This window comes from Enterobacter cloacae complex sp. 2021EL-01169, assembly GCF_020733125.1.
In the GTDB taxonomy this organism is placed as follows: Bacteria; Pseudomonadota; Gammaproteobacteria; order Enterobacterales; family Enterobacteriaceae; genus Enterobacter; species Enterobacter roggenkampii.
In genome coordinates, this window is the sequence record NZ_JAJFTC010000001.1 from 1,042,197 (window position 1) to 1,058,703 (window position 16,507).

General features: G+C 55.0%; 12 protein-coding genes and 1 pseudogene. 2 read left to right on the forward strand and 11 right to left on the reverse strand.

Features of this window, described 5'->3' with window-relative positions:
- Positions 1-13: 13 nt before the first annotated feature.
- The 5 genes from LLF79_RS04900 to LLF79_RS04920 form a co-directional block, all read right to left on the reverse strand.
- On the reverse strand, positions 14-1,948 hold the full coding sequence (locus tag LLF79_RS04900; RefSeq protein ID WP_008501220.1) for an exoribonuclease II: 1,935 nt from the start codon (positions 1,946-1,948) through the stop codon (positions 14-16).
- A gap of 88 nt (positions 1,949-2,036) precedes the next feature.
- On the reverse strand, positions 2,037-3,023 hold the full coding sequence (locus LLF79_RS04905) for a CMD domain-containing protein (protein ID WP_227879161.1): 987 nt from the start codon (positions 3,021-3,023) through the stop codon (positions 2,037-2,039).
- A 158-nt stretch (positions 3,024-3,181) separates the two neighbouring features.
- Positions 3,182-3,970, reverse strand: a complete 789-nt coding sequence (gene fabI, locus LLF79_RS04910; RefSeq protein WP_003856831.1) for an enoyl-ACP reductase FabI — start codon at positions 3,968-3,970, stop codon at positions 3,182-3,184.
- A 270-nt stretch (positions 3,971-4,240) separates the two neighbouring features.
- A complete protein-coding gene (locus LLF79_RS04915; RefSeq protein WP_227879162.1) occupies positions 4,241-7,336 on the reverse strand; it encodes a multidrug efflux RND transporter permease subunit in 3,096 nt (1,031 codons plus the stop codon).
- Between the two features lie 95 nt (positions 7,337-7,431).
- The gene (locus LLF79_RS04920) at positions 7,432-7,818 is read right to left on the reverse strand and encodes a transporter (RefSeq protein ID WP_227879163.1); all 387 of its coding nucleotides are present in this window, start codon (positions 7,816-7,818) and stop codon (positions 7,432-7,434) included.
- A gap of 271 nt (positions 7,819-8,089) precedes the next feature.
- Between LLF79_RS04920 and LLF79_RS04925 the strand changes: the two are divergent.
- Both LLF79_RS04925 and LLF79_RS04930 read left to right on the forward strand, forming a co-directional pair.
- Positions 8,090-8,794, forward strand: a pseudogene (locus LLF79_RS04925) (response regulator).
- Positions 8,791-9,855 (forward strand): ATP-binding protein, encoded by a 1,065-nt coding sequence (locus LLF79_RS04930; protein WP_021240288.1) that lies wholly within the window; start codon positions 8,791-8,793, stop codon positions 9,853-9,855. Before LLF79_RS04925 ends, LLF79_RS04930 begins: the two are co-directional and overlap by 4 nt.
- On the opposite strand, the gene LLF79_RS04935 is transcribed toward LLF79_RS04930, so the two are convergent.
- From LLF79_RS04935 to sapA, 6 genes are all read right to left on the reverse strand, one after another.
- Positions 9,836-10,777, reverse strand: a complete 942-nt coding sequence (locus LLF79_RS04935; RefSeq protein ID WP_227879164.1) for an ATP-grasp fold amidoligase family protein — start codon at positions 10,775-10,777, stop codon at positions 9,836-9,838. The two genes, LLF79_RS04930 and LLF79_RS04935, sit on opposite strands and share 20 nt — an antisense overlap.
- Positions 10,778-10,925: 148 nt before the next feature.
- Positions 10,926-11,732 (reverse strand): putrescine export ABC transporter ATP-binding protein SapF, encoded by an 807-nt coding sequence (gene sapF / locus LLF79_RS04940; protein ID WP_008501227.1) that lies wholly within the window; start codon positions 11,730-11,732, stop codon positions 10,926-10,928.
- A 1-nt stretch (position 11,733) separates the two neighbouring features.
- Positions 11,734-12,726: a putrescine export ABC transporter ATP-binding protein SapD gene (gene sapD / locus LLF79_RS04945; protein WP_008501228.1), complete on the reverse strand. Its 993-nt coding sequence runs from the start codon at positions 12,724-12,726 to the stop codon at positions 11,734-11,736.
- Positions 12,726-13,616: a putrescine export ABC transporter permease SapC gene (gene sapC, locus LLF79_RS04950; RefSeq protein ID WP_025913072.1), complete on the reverse strand. Its 891-nt coding sequence runs from the start codon at positions 13,614-13,616 to the stop codon at positions 12,726-12,728. The genes sapD and sapC overlap by 1 nt, the downstream gene beginning before the upstream one ends.
- Entirely contained in the window at positions 13,603-14,568 is a 966-nt protein-coding gene (gene sapB / locus LLF79_RS04955; RefSeq protein ID WP_008501230.1) for a putrescine export ABC transporter permease SapB, read from the reverse strand. The genes sapC and sapB overlap by 14 nt, the downstream gene beginning before the upstream one ends.
- Positions 14,565-16,205, reverse strand: a complete 1,641-nt coding sequence (gene sapA / locus LLF79_RS04960) for an ABC transporter substrate-binding protein SapA (protein ID WP_008501231.1) — start codon at positions 16,203-16,205, stop codon at positions 14,565-14,567. The genes sapB and sapA overlap by 4 nt, the downstream gene beginning before the upstream one ends.
- Positions 16,206-16,507 lie beyond the last annotated feature (302 nt).

Sequence of the window (16,507 nt, forward strand, 5' to 3'; positions counted from 1 at the left end):
ATTGAACAGGTTATCAGGCGACAGGACGCGCGATAATACTGCGGGTTTCCATACGGACTTCAGCGATAGTGACGTCAATCACGTCGGTGACTTTGTAAACTGTTTCACCTTTAATTTGCACCGTACCGTTTTCCTGACTACAGACCATTTCATCGCGAACAGCATGCAGGAATGGCGCCGGAATAAACGCGACAGCACCGTTATCGACCAGACGGACGCGCATTCCTCCGCGGCTAATATCAATGATCTCGGCGGCGAAACGGGTATCCGTACCGGCTTTATCCTGCAGGAAGCGCGCGTAAAGCCAGTCGCCAACGTCACGTTCTGCCATGCGGTTCAGACGGCGACGATCGGCCATCTGCAGCGTGGTCTCCTCCTGAGGGCGGGCAACGGTTTCGCCTTTGATAATCGCTTTCAGCAGACGGTGGTTAACCATATCGCCATACTTACGGATCGGTGACGTCCAGGTCGCATAGGCTTCGAGGCCGAGACCAAAGTGCGGGCCAGGCTCGGTGCTGATTTCAGCGAAGGACTGGAAGCGACGAATGCGGCTGTCCAGGAAGCCCGATGGCTGCGCGTCCAGTTCGCGGCGAAGCTTGCAGAAGCCCGGCAGGGTCAGCACTTCTTCCGGATCGACGTGCACGTCGTGATTCTTCAGCAGGGCTGCCAGCGCTTCGGTATTCGCCGGGTCGAAGCCGGTATGGACGTTGTAAATGCCAAAGCCCAGCTTGTCGCGCAGCACGCGTGCGGCACAGATGTTGGCGGAAATCATCGCTTCTTCAACGATGCGGTTCGCAATGCGTCGCGGCTCGGCCACGATATCCAGCACTTCGCCTTTCTCACCCAGAACAAAGCGATAATCCGGGCGATCTTTGAACACCAGCGCATGGGTTTGACGCCACTCGCCGCGGTTCAGGCAGATGCGATGCAGCAGACGGATCTGCGCGGCAATGGCGTCTGATTCTGGTTTCCAGCTACCGGTATTTTCCAGCCAGTCGGAGACGTTATCGTAGGCCAGCTTGGCTTTCGACTCGATGGTGGCAGCAAAGAACTCGATATCGTCTTCAATCGCGCCATCCGCGGCAATGGTCATGCGGCAGGCAAGGACCGGACGCACTTCATTCGGACGCAGCGAGCAGAGATCGTCTGACAGTTCACGCGGCAGCATTGGGATGTTGAAGCCCGGCAGGTAGTTCGTGAACGCACGGATTTTCGCCGTTTCGTCAAGCTTGCTGCCTTCAACAATCCAGGCGGTGGGATCGGCAATGGCAACGGTCAGGTGCAGTTTGCCGTCGGCACTCTCTTCAGCGTACAGCGCATCGTCCATATCTTCGGTGCTGGCGCTGTCGATGGTGACAAACTCCAGCGCGGTGAGATCGCGACGCGTCAGACCTTCGTCCTGCATCTCGGTTGCCACGCCGTTCGGCGCTTCTTTTTCAAGATTGTGGCGTGCCAGCGTAACCCACCATGGCACGAAATGATCGGCGCCAAAGGTAATGAACTGGGTCAGTTCCGCATAAAAACCGCGATCGCCTTTCAGAGGATGACGGCGCATTTCTGCTACGGCCCAGTCGCCTTCTTTAAAATCATGCTCAACGCCACGGGCGGCGCGGCAGGGAATGGCATCTTTCAGCAGAGGGTGATCCGGCACGATAGAAAGACGATCGTCTTTTCGCTGCACCTTACCCACAAAGCGGGTCAGGAACGGTTCGATCAGTTCTTCCGGCTCGGCGGACTCACGTTCCTTTTCGGTATGAATGACGGCCATGACGCGGTCGCCATGCATCACTTTCTTCATCTGCGGTGGCGGAATGAAGTAGCTTTTCTGCGCGTCAACTTCAAGGAAGCCAAAGCCCTTTTCCGTGGCTTTTACGACCCCTTCTGCACGCGGCGTCTGGGAATGCAGTTGCTGTTTAAGCTGCGCTAGCAGCGGGTTGTCCTGAAACATAATGTTCTATTTTCGTAGCCATTGAGCGGCTGACAGTTTTACGCGATTCTCACTGTCTCAGCAAGCGGTCTTTGGGTAATGAGTGTGGTTATTCCTCTTTACCAAACGCCACTTTCAGACGATTAAGCCAGCCATCAAACGCACTTTGGGTAAGCAGCGTGATGGCATATTCGCCCTGGAGTCCTTGATCCGTGAGCGGGGTAAACTGCGCGGCGCTGAAGCGGTCCGGCGAGCGGGTCAGCAGTTCGACCGCTGCCGAAAGTGCGGGTGACGTCTGCGGGATCTCCGCGCGGCTGTTTAACAGGAGTTCTCCGGTCAGGTCGAGCAGCGTCGGCTCATGACAAAGCACCGGCGTCAACGCCTCGAGCGCGGGTTCGGCCTGCCAGCGGGACAGGGACTCCAGCTGATGCGCATTCGCGTAGCGCAGCTCGACGACGGGTAAAAGCGGCATCCACGCATCGTGGCTCGCGGGAAGCGTGTGCGGCTGAATATGATGCCCCGGCAACCAGCGAACAGGGTGTCCCAACAGGGCCTGAAAAATCGCGACCACGCGCGCCTGGAAACCGATAAAGCCGATAATCTGGTTAATCACCACGATGTCGTACGTGGACAGGCCTACCTCCTCAAGCTGGTTCCGTGCTTTATCATCAATGACATCAGGCGAGCTGGCGAGCTGGCGGGCATACTGGGTGATCTGTGCCAGGCGGCGGTTGCTTTCGCGCGAGGAGTCCGGGCCGGGAAGCGGGGCGAGGAGGGCGGCGTAGTGGTTACAGAGCCGCTGAACGCCGCAGGCCTGTGCGACCGTCAGCGCGGTACTGAGCCGATCGTAAGCGCTGAGCGTATGCAGGCGGTTCACGGGAATTGAGAGCGGAAACAGCTGGTGGCATAAGGCTCTGGCAGGGGTAAGCCAGCCAGAACAGGCGGCGACAATCTCATCAGGCAGGGCTAAATCGAGCAAAAAACGATCGTCGACGTTAGCGGCTTCGGGCACCAGGGGCAGAACATCCGTCTGCGCGTGGTTTGACTGGGTTTCATGATACCAGTGGCCTTTGCCGGAAAAACGGCGTTGTTCCATGTGCGTTCCTTGATCTCAAAATGGCGATCAATATCCTGGCGTAAGGCAGATAAAGGGAAAAATATTGTTAGGTGATAACAAATAGCAGAACGGAATAACGAAGGGGTGACGCGGGGGGGGGGAAATACTCTCTTCCCGGGCGGGAAGAGAGTCACAGCTTATTTAATTTCCAGCTCGTTCATTGCAGCGATGTTGAAGCCGCCGTCAACGTGAACCACTTCGCCGGAGATACCCGCGGAAAGGTCAGAGCACAGGAATGCTGCAGAGTTACCCACATCTTCAATGGTAACAGTACGACGAATCGGGGTAACCGCTTCGCAGTGTGCCAGCATTTTACGGAAATCTTTAATACCGGAAGCGGCCAGGGTGCGAATTGGACCCGCAGAGATGGCGTTAACGCGCACGCCTTCAGGACCCATTGCGTTCGCCATATAGCGTACGTTGGCTTCCAGAGACGCCTTAGCCAGACCCATTACGTTGTAGTTAGGGATCGCACGTTCTGCGCCCAGGTAGGACAGGGTCAGCAGGGCTGCGCCCGGGTTCAGCATCGCGCGGCAGGACTTAGCCATCGCAACGAAGCTGTAGGAGCTGATGTCGTGCGCGATTTTGAAGCCATCACGGGTTACCGCGTTCACGTAGTCGCCGTCCAGCTGGTCGCCAGGCGCGAAGCCGATGGAGTGAACGAAACCGTCGAATTTCGGCCATGCTTTTGCCAGTTCAGCAAACATGCCGTCGATGCTTTCGTCTTGTGCAACGTCACATTCCAGAACAATGCTGGAACCCAGCTGCGCGGCAAACTCTTCAACACGGCCTTTCAGCTTGTCGTTCTGGTAGGTGAACGCCAGCTCAGCGCCTTCGCGATGCATTGCCTGTGCGATGCCGTATGCGATGGACAGTTTGCTGGCAACGCCAGTCACCAGAATGCGCTTACCGGAAAGAAAACCCATAGCTTTAATCCTTATATTCATTGCTTATTTTGCCTTGTAATTCATAGCGTTACAGGCAGTATTTCAAAATCATTCGAAATTAGCTCGAAATTATAGCCCACTCACGGCCCTTTGTGTCACGATATTTCTCGCACTTCTCCGAAGTCGCATGCCCCGAAGAATGCGCCGCGGACTCGCGGGGGCGCGAAATTTCAGCATTCGTCCAGTATATCACCCGGCAACAGCTTCGCCTCATCCAACCAGCGAGGAGGCGCGATCCCGCAAGGGTGTTCATGCTTTCCTGATGTTGCCGATGAAGCGCGCAATAACGATAAAGAAAACCGGTACGAAGAAGATCGCGAGAAGCGTACCGCTAATCATGCCGCCAAATACGCCGGTACCGATGGCATGCTGCGTACTGTCGCTTGCACCGGTGGCCAGCATCAGAGGAACAACTCCTAAGGTAAAGGCTAACGATGTCATCAGAATGGGGCGCAGGCGCTGACTGGCTGCATGAATGGTCGCCGCCAGCAGGGGTTGTCCTTCGCGATGCAGCTGCATGGCAAACTCCACAATCAGAATGGCGTTCTTGGCCGACAGGCCGATGAGCGTAATCAGACCGACCTTAAAGAACACGTCATTGGTCATGCCGGCAATAAACACCGCTATCACCGCGCCGATAAGGCCCAGAGGAACGACCAGCATGACCGCAAAAGGAATAGACCAGCTCTCATACAGGGCGGCGAGCACCATAAACACGACCAGTATCGACAGGGCGATCAGGCCCGGAAGCTGCGATTCCGATTTTATCTCCTGTAGCGAACTCCCGGCCCACTCGCCCGCCATGCCCTGAGGTAGAGTCCTGGACAAGCCCTCCATGGCCTTCATTGCGGTGCCGCTGGATACGCCTGACGCCGCACTTCCGGTAATCCGTATAGCAGAATAACCCTGGTAGCGCGTCAACTGCTGCGGCGCAACGTTCCAGGATATCGTCGCAAACGTTGATACCGGCACCATCTCACCCATCCGGTTTTTCACTGATAGTTTCAGTATCTGCTCGGGCTGCATTCGATAGGGGGCATCGGCCTGAATAATCACCTGTTGAACGCGGCCGTTGTTCGTATAGTCGTTGACGTAATTTGAGCCCAGGGTGACGGAGAGCGTCTGGTTGATTTCATCGAATGAGACGCCCATCGCTTCCGCCTTTTCCCGGTCAACCTGGAGCGCAAGGCTGGATCCTTCCGGCAGACCGTCTATATAGACATCGCTGAGTTCAGGGCGTTGATTAGCCTGCTGAACCAGCGCGTCGGCGGCCCTCTTTAGAGCGTCATAGCCCGCTCCCGCTCTGTCCTGAACGTACCAGGTGAAGCCCGAGGAGGTGCCCATATCCGAAATGGCCGGCGGGAGCAGGCTCATCGTGACGGCATCAGAGACGTTCGTCATGCTGGCCTGTATGTGGTCGGCTTCATCCTGAGCCGTCGAGCCCTGCCGATTTTTCCAGTCCTTCAGCGTGGTGAAGGCCATAGCCGAATTCGGTCCTGAACCTGAAAAGCCAAACCCCAGGATCATAATGTTGCTTTCAATGTCCTGCCGGGCCGCAATTTCCGCTTCAAATTTTTTGACCACGTCGAGGGTGCGCTGCATCGTGGCATCAGAAGGCAGCTGGATAGAGGACATAAAGTAGCCCTGATCTTCATCCGGCAGAAAGGACGTCGGTAACGAAGACAATCCAACAAACAGCGCCGTGCAGAGCGCAACGTACAGGAGCAGCATACGCCCGGTTCGCTTCAGAACGGCACCCAGCCCGGCTTCGTAACAGACGGTGAGCAAACGGAAGCGCGCGTTAAACTTGGCCGCGAACCTTCCACTTCCGCTCTTTCCTGCCTTGTGCGGCTTGAGTAACGTTGCGCACAGGGCAGGCGTTAGCGTCAGGGCCAGAAACGCGGACAGCAGTATGGAGACCGCCATAGAAATACAAAATTGTCGATAGATAATCCCGACCGAACCCTCAGCAAACCCCATGGGGATAAAGACGGCAGTGAGCACCAGCGTGATCCCGATAATCGCCGGGGCGATCTCCTGCATGGCCTGCCGGGTAGCGTCCCGTGGGGAGAGGCTTTTTTCCGCCATCAGTCGTTCGACGTTCTCCACAACCACAATGGCATCATCAACGATAATCCCTATTGCCAGCACCATGCCGAACATCGTCAGAATATTGATGGAGTATCCGCTCAATAACATCACCGTGAAGGTGCCAAGAAGTGCGACGGGAGCAACAATCGCCGGGATAAGCGTACAGCGTATCTTGTGCAGAAACAGAAGCATCACCAGGAAGACCAGCACCATCGCTTCTACAAAGGTCTGAACCACCTTCATGATAGACAGTTTCACAAACGGCGCGGTATCGAAGGGAACCGTAAACGCCATTCCTTCCGGTAACACCAGGGAAAGCTCGTCGATGCGCGCGCGTACGCCTGAAGCTGTACTCATTGCGTTGGCACCCGGCGACAGCTGGATTGCCGCCGCCGTTGCGGGCACGCCATTTTCGCGGATACCGAAAGCGTAACTTTGCAGGCCGGACTCAACGCGCGCGATGTCGGACAGTTTCAGCCTCGCGCCCGATGCATCTGATTTCAGGGTAATGTTTCTGAACGCCTCTACCGAAGTGAGTTGCCCCTTCACGGTGATGGGATACGTTACGCCTTGTCCCGCAGATGCCGGTTCATCTCCCGTTTTGCCGGGCGAAACCAGGGCATTTTGCTGGCCAACAGCGGTGAGAACATCGCTCACCGAGAGGCCGTAGCTGTGGAGCTTCATCGGATCCAGCCAGATACGCAGCGCTTTTTCGCCGCCAAACAGCTGAACTTTCCCTACGCCGGGCACGCGACGAAGCTCGTCACTGACGTTTCGGGCAAAATAGTCGCTTAAGTCGGCTTCCTCGAATTGACCGCTGGTGGACTTCAACCCCACCATCATTAAAAATCCAGAATTAGCGGCCTCGACGTTAATGCCGTTTTGTCTTACCGCCAGAGGAAGACGAGGCTCGACGATCTTAATCTGGTTCTGCAGATCCATTTGCGCCAGCTTGATGTCCGTGCCGGGTTTAAACGTGACGGTAATAGACGCCGAACCGGTTGTGTCGCTGGATGATTCGAAGTAGAGCAAATTGTCTACGCCAGAGATTTCGCGCTCGATTAACGATACTACCGACGTATTCATGATATCGGGGCTGGCCCCCGGGTAACTGACGGAAATAATGATGCCCGGCGGTGCCACCGCCGGATACTGCGCAACCGGCAAACGAGGAATAGACAGGAGACCCGTCAGGACGATAAACAGCGCCACGACCCAGGCGAAAATAGGGCGGTCAATAAAAAAATGAGGCATTGGGTTATTTTTGTGTAAAAGAGTGAGGCAGAGACTCTACCGCGCACCTGTTTAGCGGAAGTGGGCGGTTTATGGAGGATGTGTGGAGCAAGGGCTCAGATCATTCTCTTAATGAGGTACAGCGGTGCTCCACCAAAAAAAATGATCAAATAACATTCATAGTAAAAGATCAGATCCTCAATATCGGGCATCGCGTTTAACAGCACGGTGAACGTAATAATGAGATAAACAAAAATCACCATCAGCCAGAAGGCGATGATAAGAAGCTCAATGAACGCGCCGGCTTTATTTTGTATGACCAGAGAAACCACTGACAATGCGATGCAGCCATAGATAAGAGGTGAAGAGAGCAGCGTCGAGGCGACTTTCTCATCCACTCTGTGTACCAGCATCAGCCAGGTATAAAGTAATCCCCACGACAGCAGCAGAAACAGGAAATATATACCCAGTTTTTTAGGAGAAAAATATTTAGAAAGTTCCATGTTCATTATTTCAGCCAACTTCATAAAATCTTTAAGAAACAGTGGTAATTTGCAGCCCGCAATGCACAACGCGTTATGCCTCATTAGCGATTTTGAACGGACATTGTCGAGTCTTTATTGACTGAATGTGTAGGCTGTGTGGAGAAATAACCGGGCATTTAAATCAACCGGGAAATTTTCGTGACTACGGCACTTTTTCCCGGAGGCTGTGTCTTATTGTGCTCAAAATATCTGATAGCGTGCTTAAAGGGATTTCACCCGCGGAGATAATATGAACAAAAATACGCTGATCCTTGTTGTTGAAGATGAAGACGAAATCGCCGATATACTGATGAGCTACTTAGAGCGTTCGGGAATGAAAACGCTCAGGGCCAGGCAGGGCGAGCAGGCGATAACGCTCAATCGCCTCCATAAACCGGATCTCATCTTGCTGGACATTCACCTGCCCGTGTGTGACGGCTGGAGCGTGCTTACCACGCTTCGCCATGAAAGCGCCGTCCCCGTCATTATGGTTTCCGCTCTCGATCAGGACGTCGATAAACTTATGGGTCTGAGGCTCGGCGCGGATGATTACGTCATCAAACCCTTCAACCCTTCGGAAGTTGTCGCGCGGGTTGAGGCGGTGCTGCGTAGAACAAAGCCTGCGCTTTAGCAGGCGGGCGCCCTGCCGCTCAGAACGCCATTCATTACGGTCTATCCGGATGATTTCTACGTGGAGGTTACTGCGGGGCCCGAGGTTATCTCCCCGCTCTTAACGACGACCGAATTTAAGTTGCTTTCTTACCTGGTGCGGTATCCGCGCAAGGTCTGTTCCCGTGAAGAGTTGCTCAACGCGTGTTTGCCGGAAGGCGATACGCTCGACAGAACCGTCGACAGCCATATGAGCAAGCTGCGAAAAAAACTGGAGCTGGCCGGTCTTTATGGCGTTCCCGAGAGCATCAGGGGCATGGGTTACCGGCTTGGGGAAAAGAAATGAATAAAGAGTCTGTCCTGAGTCGTCAGATCTTAACGTATATGCTGTTGCTGACGTTTACGATAATTGCCATCGCCATACTGGGCTCCTGGTTTTTTTACTCCTTTATTCTGGATCATCTTCCCGGCGGCCCTGCTGCGGGCGATGACGAGCAGATGACGATGTGGGACTGGGTATGGATTGGGACCGCGACAACGATCAGCCTGATCATTGCCGTATTCTTTACGGTCAAACTTTCATCGCGAATACTCACCCCGCTAAACGCGGTCGCGTCCAGCCTGAAAAAAATTTCTCAGGGCGATCTGGACGCCAGGGCATTCTGTGCCAGTTCCCGGCTGGGAGAGATCAATCACCTGGTTACGGATTTCAATGAAATGGCAGAAAAGCTGCAAACGCTGGATATCCAGCGGAAATCCTGGAATGCTGCGATTGCGCATGAACTGAGAACCCCGGTCACCATTTTACGCGGAAGGCTTCAGGGGCTGGTTGACGGGGTGTTTACCCCGGATCCGGTGCTGTTTACTAACCTCCTTAAACAGACGGAAGGATTAACCCGTCTGATTGAAGATCTCCGGGTTATCAGTTCGGATGGCGGGGCAGGATACACGTTATACCAGGCCAGAACGGATCTGAAAGGGACAATACAGGACGCGCTCGATACCTTCATGCCCGAGTTCAACCGTAAGGCATTTACCGTCCATACTGAACTGAGGGAGCAGCAGTGCGTATTCGATCCCTTACGCATCAATCAGTGTCTGACCGTTTTATTTGACAATGCCTTACACTATTCAACTTCGCGCAAGCTCACGGTTAAAAATGGTGTTTCGGATAAAGGCAATTTTATCCTGATTCAGGATGGGGGACCGGGTATTCCCAGGGAGTTTCATGACTTCCTGTTTCAGCCCTTTCAGCGCGATAACGGCGCCAGACAGTTGAACCCTGAAGGCTGTGGTTTGGGCTTGTCGGTGGTAAAAGCCATCATGCTGGCGCATGGTGGCGATGTTACCTATACCTTATCAACGCAAAACCATTCGATATTTAAACTCACCTGGCCCGACTCGTGAGCGTCAGCGGCAGGTCAAATGTGTCTGCCGGCGGTAAATGCCATATTTTTCCTAGCTTAGCATCCCATTCCTGCGGGGTAATCGACAGTTTACCGCGTCTCGGGCTTAAGGTTATTTCACTGAAATAGATTTCATCTTTTTTTAGCATGAGGTCAACGCGGCAGTAGTCAATGCCATCCGCCAGCTCCTGGGATGCCAGCAACGCTTGTCGGAACAAGGCCGGTTCGCCTGGCGCCAACGGTGTATTCGGATATTCCATCTGAAAGGGTTGTAAGTTCCAGTACCTGTCGTAAACGTTGATGAAACCTTTGCCGCTGTCATCCGTAAAATCCGCTTCAACATAGTGGGCAACGCCATGAAAGCAATGGATCCTTAGCATTTCGGGCGCTGTGTTCCTGTCTGCATCATCGAAGAGATCGACATACGGTTCGCAAAGTATTTTTGGCGTAATGTTTTTGTACTGCCATTCGCGCGTGGTGTAGTACATATTTTTCTTTAACGCGAGACTGAGTTTTTTACACGCCTCCCTGGCGTTAAATTGCGCTTTGTTCGTACATATTATTGTGCTGCCACTGTCATGGTTGCACTTAAGGACAAATTTTTCAGGGAGCGTCGAAAAATCAATCTGGGACACCTTGCTGTACACGCCAAGTAATGGCACCGTTTTCGCACGCGTTGTTCTGGAGATTACGTATTCCCGAACGGCGAGTTTATCGGCAAGCAGGGTATAGACGTTATTGTGGTCATAAACCAGACGATGACATATTTTTTCACTCAACGTCGTGGGGGATTTAATGTCAGGGTGCTTCCCCGATGTTTTCTTGAGCCTCACAGTATGAAAGTACAGGTCCGTCATTAAAAATGAACGACATTTTCTGATGAGGTACTCGGTATATTTGAGAACGTAAGTGGCGTTGTTCATTTCTTCTCCTCCGTAATGTCCGGATATTCTGGAGAAGAACTGTTGATGTATTTTGCTGAGAATATGGAGCAGCTATGGAGATGAAAAAGTTAAGGATTAAACAGCGTGTTAAGGCTATTTAATCCTTATTAAGCGGTGCAACGTTTGTTTACCGATCTTTGCGCCACGCATCGGCCGTCAATGCTTCACCGAAATGCCCGGCTATCAGCCGTTTTGTCAGCTCGTGAAGCGGGGAGGCCATCACATCCGCCGTGCTGCCGCGTTCGACCACTTCACCCTGGTGCATAACCATCACCTGATCGCTGATGTGCTTCATCATCCCCAGATGCTGGGTGACGTAGATATACGAGATGCCCTGTTTTTCCTGCAGTTCCAGCATCAGGTTAATCAGCTGCGAACGCATCGACATATCCAGCGAGGCAAGCGCTTCGTCAGCAATGATCACTTTCGGGCGCAAAATCAACGCACGCGCCAGACCCAGACGCTGTTTCTGGCCGGGAGCCAGCATGTGCGGGTAGTAGCTTTCGTGGTCCGGTAATAGCCCAACCATGCGCAGTGTTTCGAAGATACGCTTGCGGCGCGCCTCGGGCTCCAGGTCGGTGTTCAGACGCAGCGGAAAATCGAGGATCTGCGAAATGCGCTGGCGCGGGTTGAGCGAGGTCGACGGATCCTGGAAGATCATGCGGATGCGCTGGCTGCGGAAAGAGTAATCCCCGAACGTGAGAGGGTGATCGTCAATCAATACTTCGCCAGCCGTAGGTTCAACCATGCCGGCGAGCATTTTCGCCAGGGTGGATTTCCCGGAACCGTTCTCGCCGATGATTGCCAGGGTCTGTTTTTCACGCAGGGTAAAGCTGAGCGGTTTTACCGCGTCGACAGTTTGACGATGAAACAGCCCCGTGCGGTAGCGAAAGGTCTTACTCAGGTTGCGGACTTCCAGCAAGGTTTCGACCATTTCACTCTCTCTCCATGTTCAGCGGGAAATGACAGGCGTAAAGATGATTTTTGGCCCCGGTCAGGCGTGGCGTCTCGATACATTTACGCTGCGCATACGGGCAACGCGGCCCCAGACGACAGCCTATCGGCAACGATTCCAGCAGCGGAATCGCCCCGGGCAGGGTATTCAGGCGGCTCTTATGCGGCATGGCGCTGCCAAAATCGGGAATAGCGCGGATTAGCGCCTGCGTATACGGGTGGTGCGGCGCGGTGATCAGGTCTTCACTCGGCGCGGTTTCGACCGTTTGTCCGCAGTACATCACATCAATTTTATCCGCCCATTTGCTGAGCATTTGCAGGTCATGGCTGATCAGCAAAATGGTGGTGTTGTTGTTCTGGTTAAGACGCGACAGCAGGCGGAAAATTTGCGCCTGCGTGGTGGGCTCCATCGCGTTCGTCGGTTCATCCGCAATCAGCAAACGCGGCTGATTGGCCAGCGCGATGGCAATCATCACTTTCTGACATTCACCGTCGGTCAGCTCGTACGGGAAGCTGCGCATCGCATCTTTGTGATCTTTGATCCCGACGCGGTGTAAAAGCTCAATGGCGCGACGCTTGCGCCAGCCCACGCGTTGCCACCAGCGGCCTTTATAGGTCCAGCCGGGGATGTTTTGCATCAGCTGTTTGCCCACGCGCTCGGACGGGTCGAGACAGGACTGCGGCTCCTGGAAAATCATGGAGACGTTGTGCCCGACCAGCTTACGCCGCTCGCGGGGAGAGAGGCGCAGCAGGTCGATATCATCAAACCGCATACGGTCTGCGGTGACGCGCCAGTTATCTTTCGCCACGCCGCAGATGGCTTTGGCGATCAGGCTTTTGCCTGATCCGGATTCCCCCACCAGCCCGCGAATTTCACCCTCCGCGAGGGTGATGCTGATGCGATCGACGGCTTTAACCCAGCCTTCACCGGTTTTGAATTCAATGGTGAGGTTGCGAATATCAAGAAGCGGCATTATTGCACCCCCGCGTTAATTGCACGGCGAATACCGTCGCCCAGCAGGTTGATCAGCAGCACGCTCACCATGATGGCCGCACCCGGCAGCATAACCGTCCACGGCGCCACGTAAATTAACTCCAGCGCGTCACCGAGCATCGCGCCCCATTCAGGCGACGGCAGCTGCGCGCCGAGGTCGAGGAAGCCGAGCGCCGCGATGTCCAGAATCGCCATCGACAGGGCGCGGGTGATCTCGGTGACCAGCCCGGACGCGATGTTAGGCAACACGGCAAACCACAGAATATTGAAGGTGGTCGCGCCGTCCAGACGCGCAGCGACGACATACTCTTTTTCCAGCTCGTCATGCACCATGCTGTAAACCGAGCGCACGATGCGGGGCAGGATAGCCAGCCAGACGGCGAACATGGCATGCGACAGGTGCGGACCGGCAAAGGCAACCACAACGATCGCCAGCAGCAGTGACGGAATCGACAGCAGCGTATCCAGAATGTGGTTAAGCACCGCCGAGCGCAGGCCATGCGTGGATCCCGCAAAAATACCCAGCGCCAGCCCGCAGATCGTGGCCGCGAGCGTCACCACAAACGCGCCGCCCACCGTCGGGGCCGCACCGCTCAGCAGGCGGCTTAACACGTCACGTCCGAGGTCGTCCGTTCCCAGGAAGAAAGAGACCTCTCCGTAGCGCGACCAGGACGGCGGCAGCAGCTGATAGCCAAGGAACTGCTGGTCAATGCCGTACGGCGCAAACCAGGAGCCAAAGACACAGAGCAACACCAGACCGGCGCAGCCATAAAGGCCGATCATTGCCGTGGTATCACCATAGAATTTACGCCACACGGTACGCAGCACACCGGGCGTGCGCTTTTCACTGTATACGTTATCGTAGGGCATACCATTCCTTATGCTTCAATGGGTTGGCCATGGCACCCAGAATATCGGACAACACGTTAACAATAATCACCAGCGAACCAATCACCATCACCCCTGCGGAAATCGCGGCGTAGTCCTGCTGGCGGATAGCGTTAATCAGCCACCGCCCAAGGCCAGGCCAGCTAAAGACCATCTCGGTGATCATGGCCAGCGTGAGCATGGTGGAGAACTGTAATCCCAGACGCGGAATAACCGGCGGCAGGGCGTTGTGCAGGACGTTGCGGCGCAGGATGGTCAGGCGCGACAGTCCGCGCGTGGCGGCGGCTTTGACATAGTTCTGGTCAAACACCTCAATGGTGCTCAGGCGCATCAGGCGGATCACTTCGGTTGTTGGCGCAACCGCCAGCGTCAGTACCGGCAGCACCATATGGCGCAGGGCGCTGACGATCATCTCATGCCGCCACACGGAATCGGACAGCCACGCGTCGATAATGGCAAAGCCCGTCACCGATTTAACCGTATAGAGCAGGTCAAAACGTCCCGAAACCGGTAGCCAGCCCATTGTCAGCGAGAAGAAAAGCGTCAGCAGCAGCGCCAGCCAGAAGACCGGGATGGAGAAGCCAAGCAGGGCGAGGGCGCTGATAAACTTATCCTGCCATTTGTTGCGATATATCCCGGCCAGCATGCCCACGGGGATCCCGACCATCAGGGCAAAACCGAAGGCCAGAATGCACAGCTCCATCGTGGCCGGGAAAACCTCTTTCAACTGCTCGGAAATCAGCTGCCCGTTAATGCTGGACACGCCGAAATCCCAGTGCAGCAGCCCGTTAAACCAGAAGAGCCAGGCATCCCACAGCGACGATCCCTGGAGCGGGGCGTGGGGCGTGAAATAGCTCAGGCTAAAGCCGACAAAGTTCAGGAAAAAGAGCGTCACCAGCAGCAACAGGAGCCGGCGCAAGGTAAAAATAATCATGGTTTTTTCACCTCTTGTTCTTTTTCACGCGACACGCCGGCGAACGAGGCGTTGCCAAACGGGCTCAGCACCAGGCCTTTAATATCATAGCGATACGCCTGAAGGCGCAGGGAAGAGGCCAGCGGCAGCACCGGGAGTTCCTGGGCTAAGATCTTCTGCGCTTCATCATAGGCGTCGATGCGCGAGGCCAGCTGTTGGGAAGCCAGCGCTTTTTGCAGCACGGCGTCAAACTCCCGGTTACACCAGTGGGCGTAGTTGGTCTGCGAGTTTATCGCCGCACAGCTCAGCAGCGGCCGGAAGAAGCTGTCCGGGTCGTTGCTGTCGGTGGCCCAGCCGGTGAGGGTTAAATCATGATTCATGTCCATCAGGCGCGCCTCCTGGAAACGGCCCTCTACCGGTACGATGATCACTTTTACGCCCACCTGCGCCATATCCGCCTGCAGCAGTTCGGCGGTCTTGAGCGGGCTCGGGTTCCACGCCTGGGAGCTGGTCGGCACCCAAAGCTGCAGCGTGAGGTTTTCTGCGCCCAGCGCTTTCAGCTGTTCACGTGCTTTTGCCGGATTGTATTCCGTAATTTTAGCCTCACCGTCGTAGGCCCACGAGGCGCGCGGTAAAATTGAGGCGGCGGTTTCCGCCGTACCGTAATAAATCGACTGCATCAGGCGCTGGTTGTTGATGGCCAGCGCAAGGGCGTGACGAACGGCAGGGTTATTCAACGGCGGCTTATCGGTGTTAAAGGCCAGATACGCGATGTTCATCCCCGGGCGTAGCGTCAGACGCAGGCGCGGATCGTCGCGCAAAATCGTGAGCTGGCTGGCGGCAGGCCAGGCAAGCACATCACATTCCCCGGTGAGCAGTTTTGACAGACGTCCCGTCCCGCCGGAACCCAGATCGACCACCACCTGCGGCATCAGCGGCGTACCCCGCCAGAAATGCTCGTGGCGCTGCAGACGAATATATTGCCCGGCGCGGTATTCGGCCAGCTGGAACGGACCGGTGCCGACCGGCTGACGATCGAGCAGTTCCTGACGATCTTTTTTCGTCAGCTTCGCCGCGTATTCGGCCGACATGACGGACGCATAGTGGGTTGCCAGGTGCCACAGGAATGAGGCATCCGGGCGCGTCAGCGTGAACTCAACAGTGCGGTTGTCCAGCTTGCGCACGCTTTTCACGGTGTCGGCAAACTGCAGGCTGTCGAAATAGGGGAAATTGCTGCCGTTAACGTTATGCCACGGGTGATTGCGGTTGAAGATACGCTGGAAGGTGAAGACCACGTCATCCGCATTCAGCTTGCGCGAGGGGGTAAACCACGGCGTACGCTGAAACGCGACATCATCGCGCAGGTGAAAACGGTAGGTTGCGCCGTTATCCAGCACTTCCCAGCTTTCCGCAAGCTCGGGCACAAGACGGTAAGTGTACGGGTCTACATCAAGCAGACGATCATAAAGCTGCGCGGCAAGGGTATCCACAATCAGGCCGCTGCCCGCTTTTTGCGGGTTGAAGGTATCCACCTGGCCGCTTACGCAATAGACGAAGCCGCTGTCACGAATGTCAGGCTGCGGCGTTTGCCCGGGCGCGGCAAAGGCCTGGCTGCTAAACAGACCAAGTGCAAAAAAGGACGATAAAACCAGACGCATAATTTTTAAGGTATTAAATATGAAGTGGCTATCCTACTAATTTTAAACGACATTATCCAGTGTCGTTTAAGCCTGAGGGCATAATGGGGGCAGTAACGTTTACAGTCGGTCACTCAGCGTCACAACCCGATGCACGTTCATACCTGCAATCCACTTTGAATATACCTCATGGACTATCTTAGCATTTTCGTGGCGTATCTGACTCGCTATAAACGAAGGATTCGCTCCGGCGGATAGCATCAAGCTTGTGAATGTATGCCGTGAATGACAGGAAGACATGTTGTCGCTATCAGATCTGGGAT

Excerpts from the sequence above, each read along its gene's own strand:
- sapD (WP_008501228.1), bottom strand. The coding sequence starts at position 12,726 with ATGCCGCTTCTTGATATTCGCAACCTCACCATTGAATTCAAAACCGGT.
- LLF79_RS04915 (WP_227879162.1), bottom strand. The coding sequence starts at position 7,336 with ATGCCTCATTTTTTTATTGACCGCCCTATTTTCGCCTGGGTCGTGGCG.
- sapB (WP_008501230.1), bottom strand. The coding sequence starts at position 14,568 with ATGATTATTTTTACCTTGCGCCGGCTCCTGTTGCTGCTGGTGACGCTC.
- LLF79_RS04900 (WP_008501220.1), bottom strand. The coding sequence starts at position 1,948 with ATGTTTCAGGACAACCCGCTGCTAGCGCAGCTTAAACAGCAACTGCAT.
- LLF79_RS04935 (WP_227879164.1), bottom strand. The coding sequence starts at position 10,777 with ATGAACAACGCCACTTACGTTCTCAAATATACCGAGTACCTCATCAGA.
- sapA (WP_008501231.1), bottom strand. The coding sequence starts at position 16,205 with ATGCGTCTGGTTTTATCGTCCTTTTTTGCACTTGGTCTGTTTAGCAGC.
- fabI (WP_003856831.1), bottom strand. The coding sequence starts at position 3,970 with ATGGGTTTTCTTTCCGGTAAGCGCATTCTGGTGACTGGCGTTGCCAGC.
- LLF79_RS04930 (WP_021240288.1), top strand. The coding sequence starts at position 8,791 with ATGAATAAAGAGTCTGTCCTGAGTCGTCAGATCTTAACGTATATGCTG.
- sapF (WP_008501227.1), bottom strand. The coding sequence starts at position 11,732 with ATGGTCGAAACCTTGCTGGAAGTCCGCAACCTGAGTAAGACCTTTCGC.
- LLF79_RS04905 (WP_227879161.1), bottom strand. The coding sequence starts at position 3,023 with ATGGAACAACGCCGTTTTTCCGGCAAAGGCCACTGGTATCATGAAACC.
- sapC (WP_025913072.1), bottom strand. The coding sequence starts at position 13,616 with ATGCCCTACGATAACGTATACAGTGAAAAGCGCACGCCCGGTGTGCTG.
- LLF79_RS04920 (WP_227879163.1), bottom strand. The coding sequence starts at position 7,818 with ATGGAACTTTCTAAATATTTTTCTCCTAAAAAACTGGGTATATATTTC.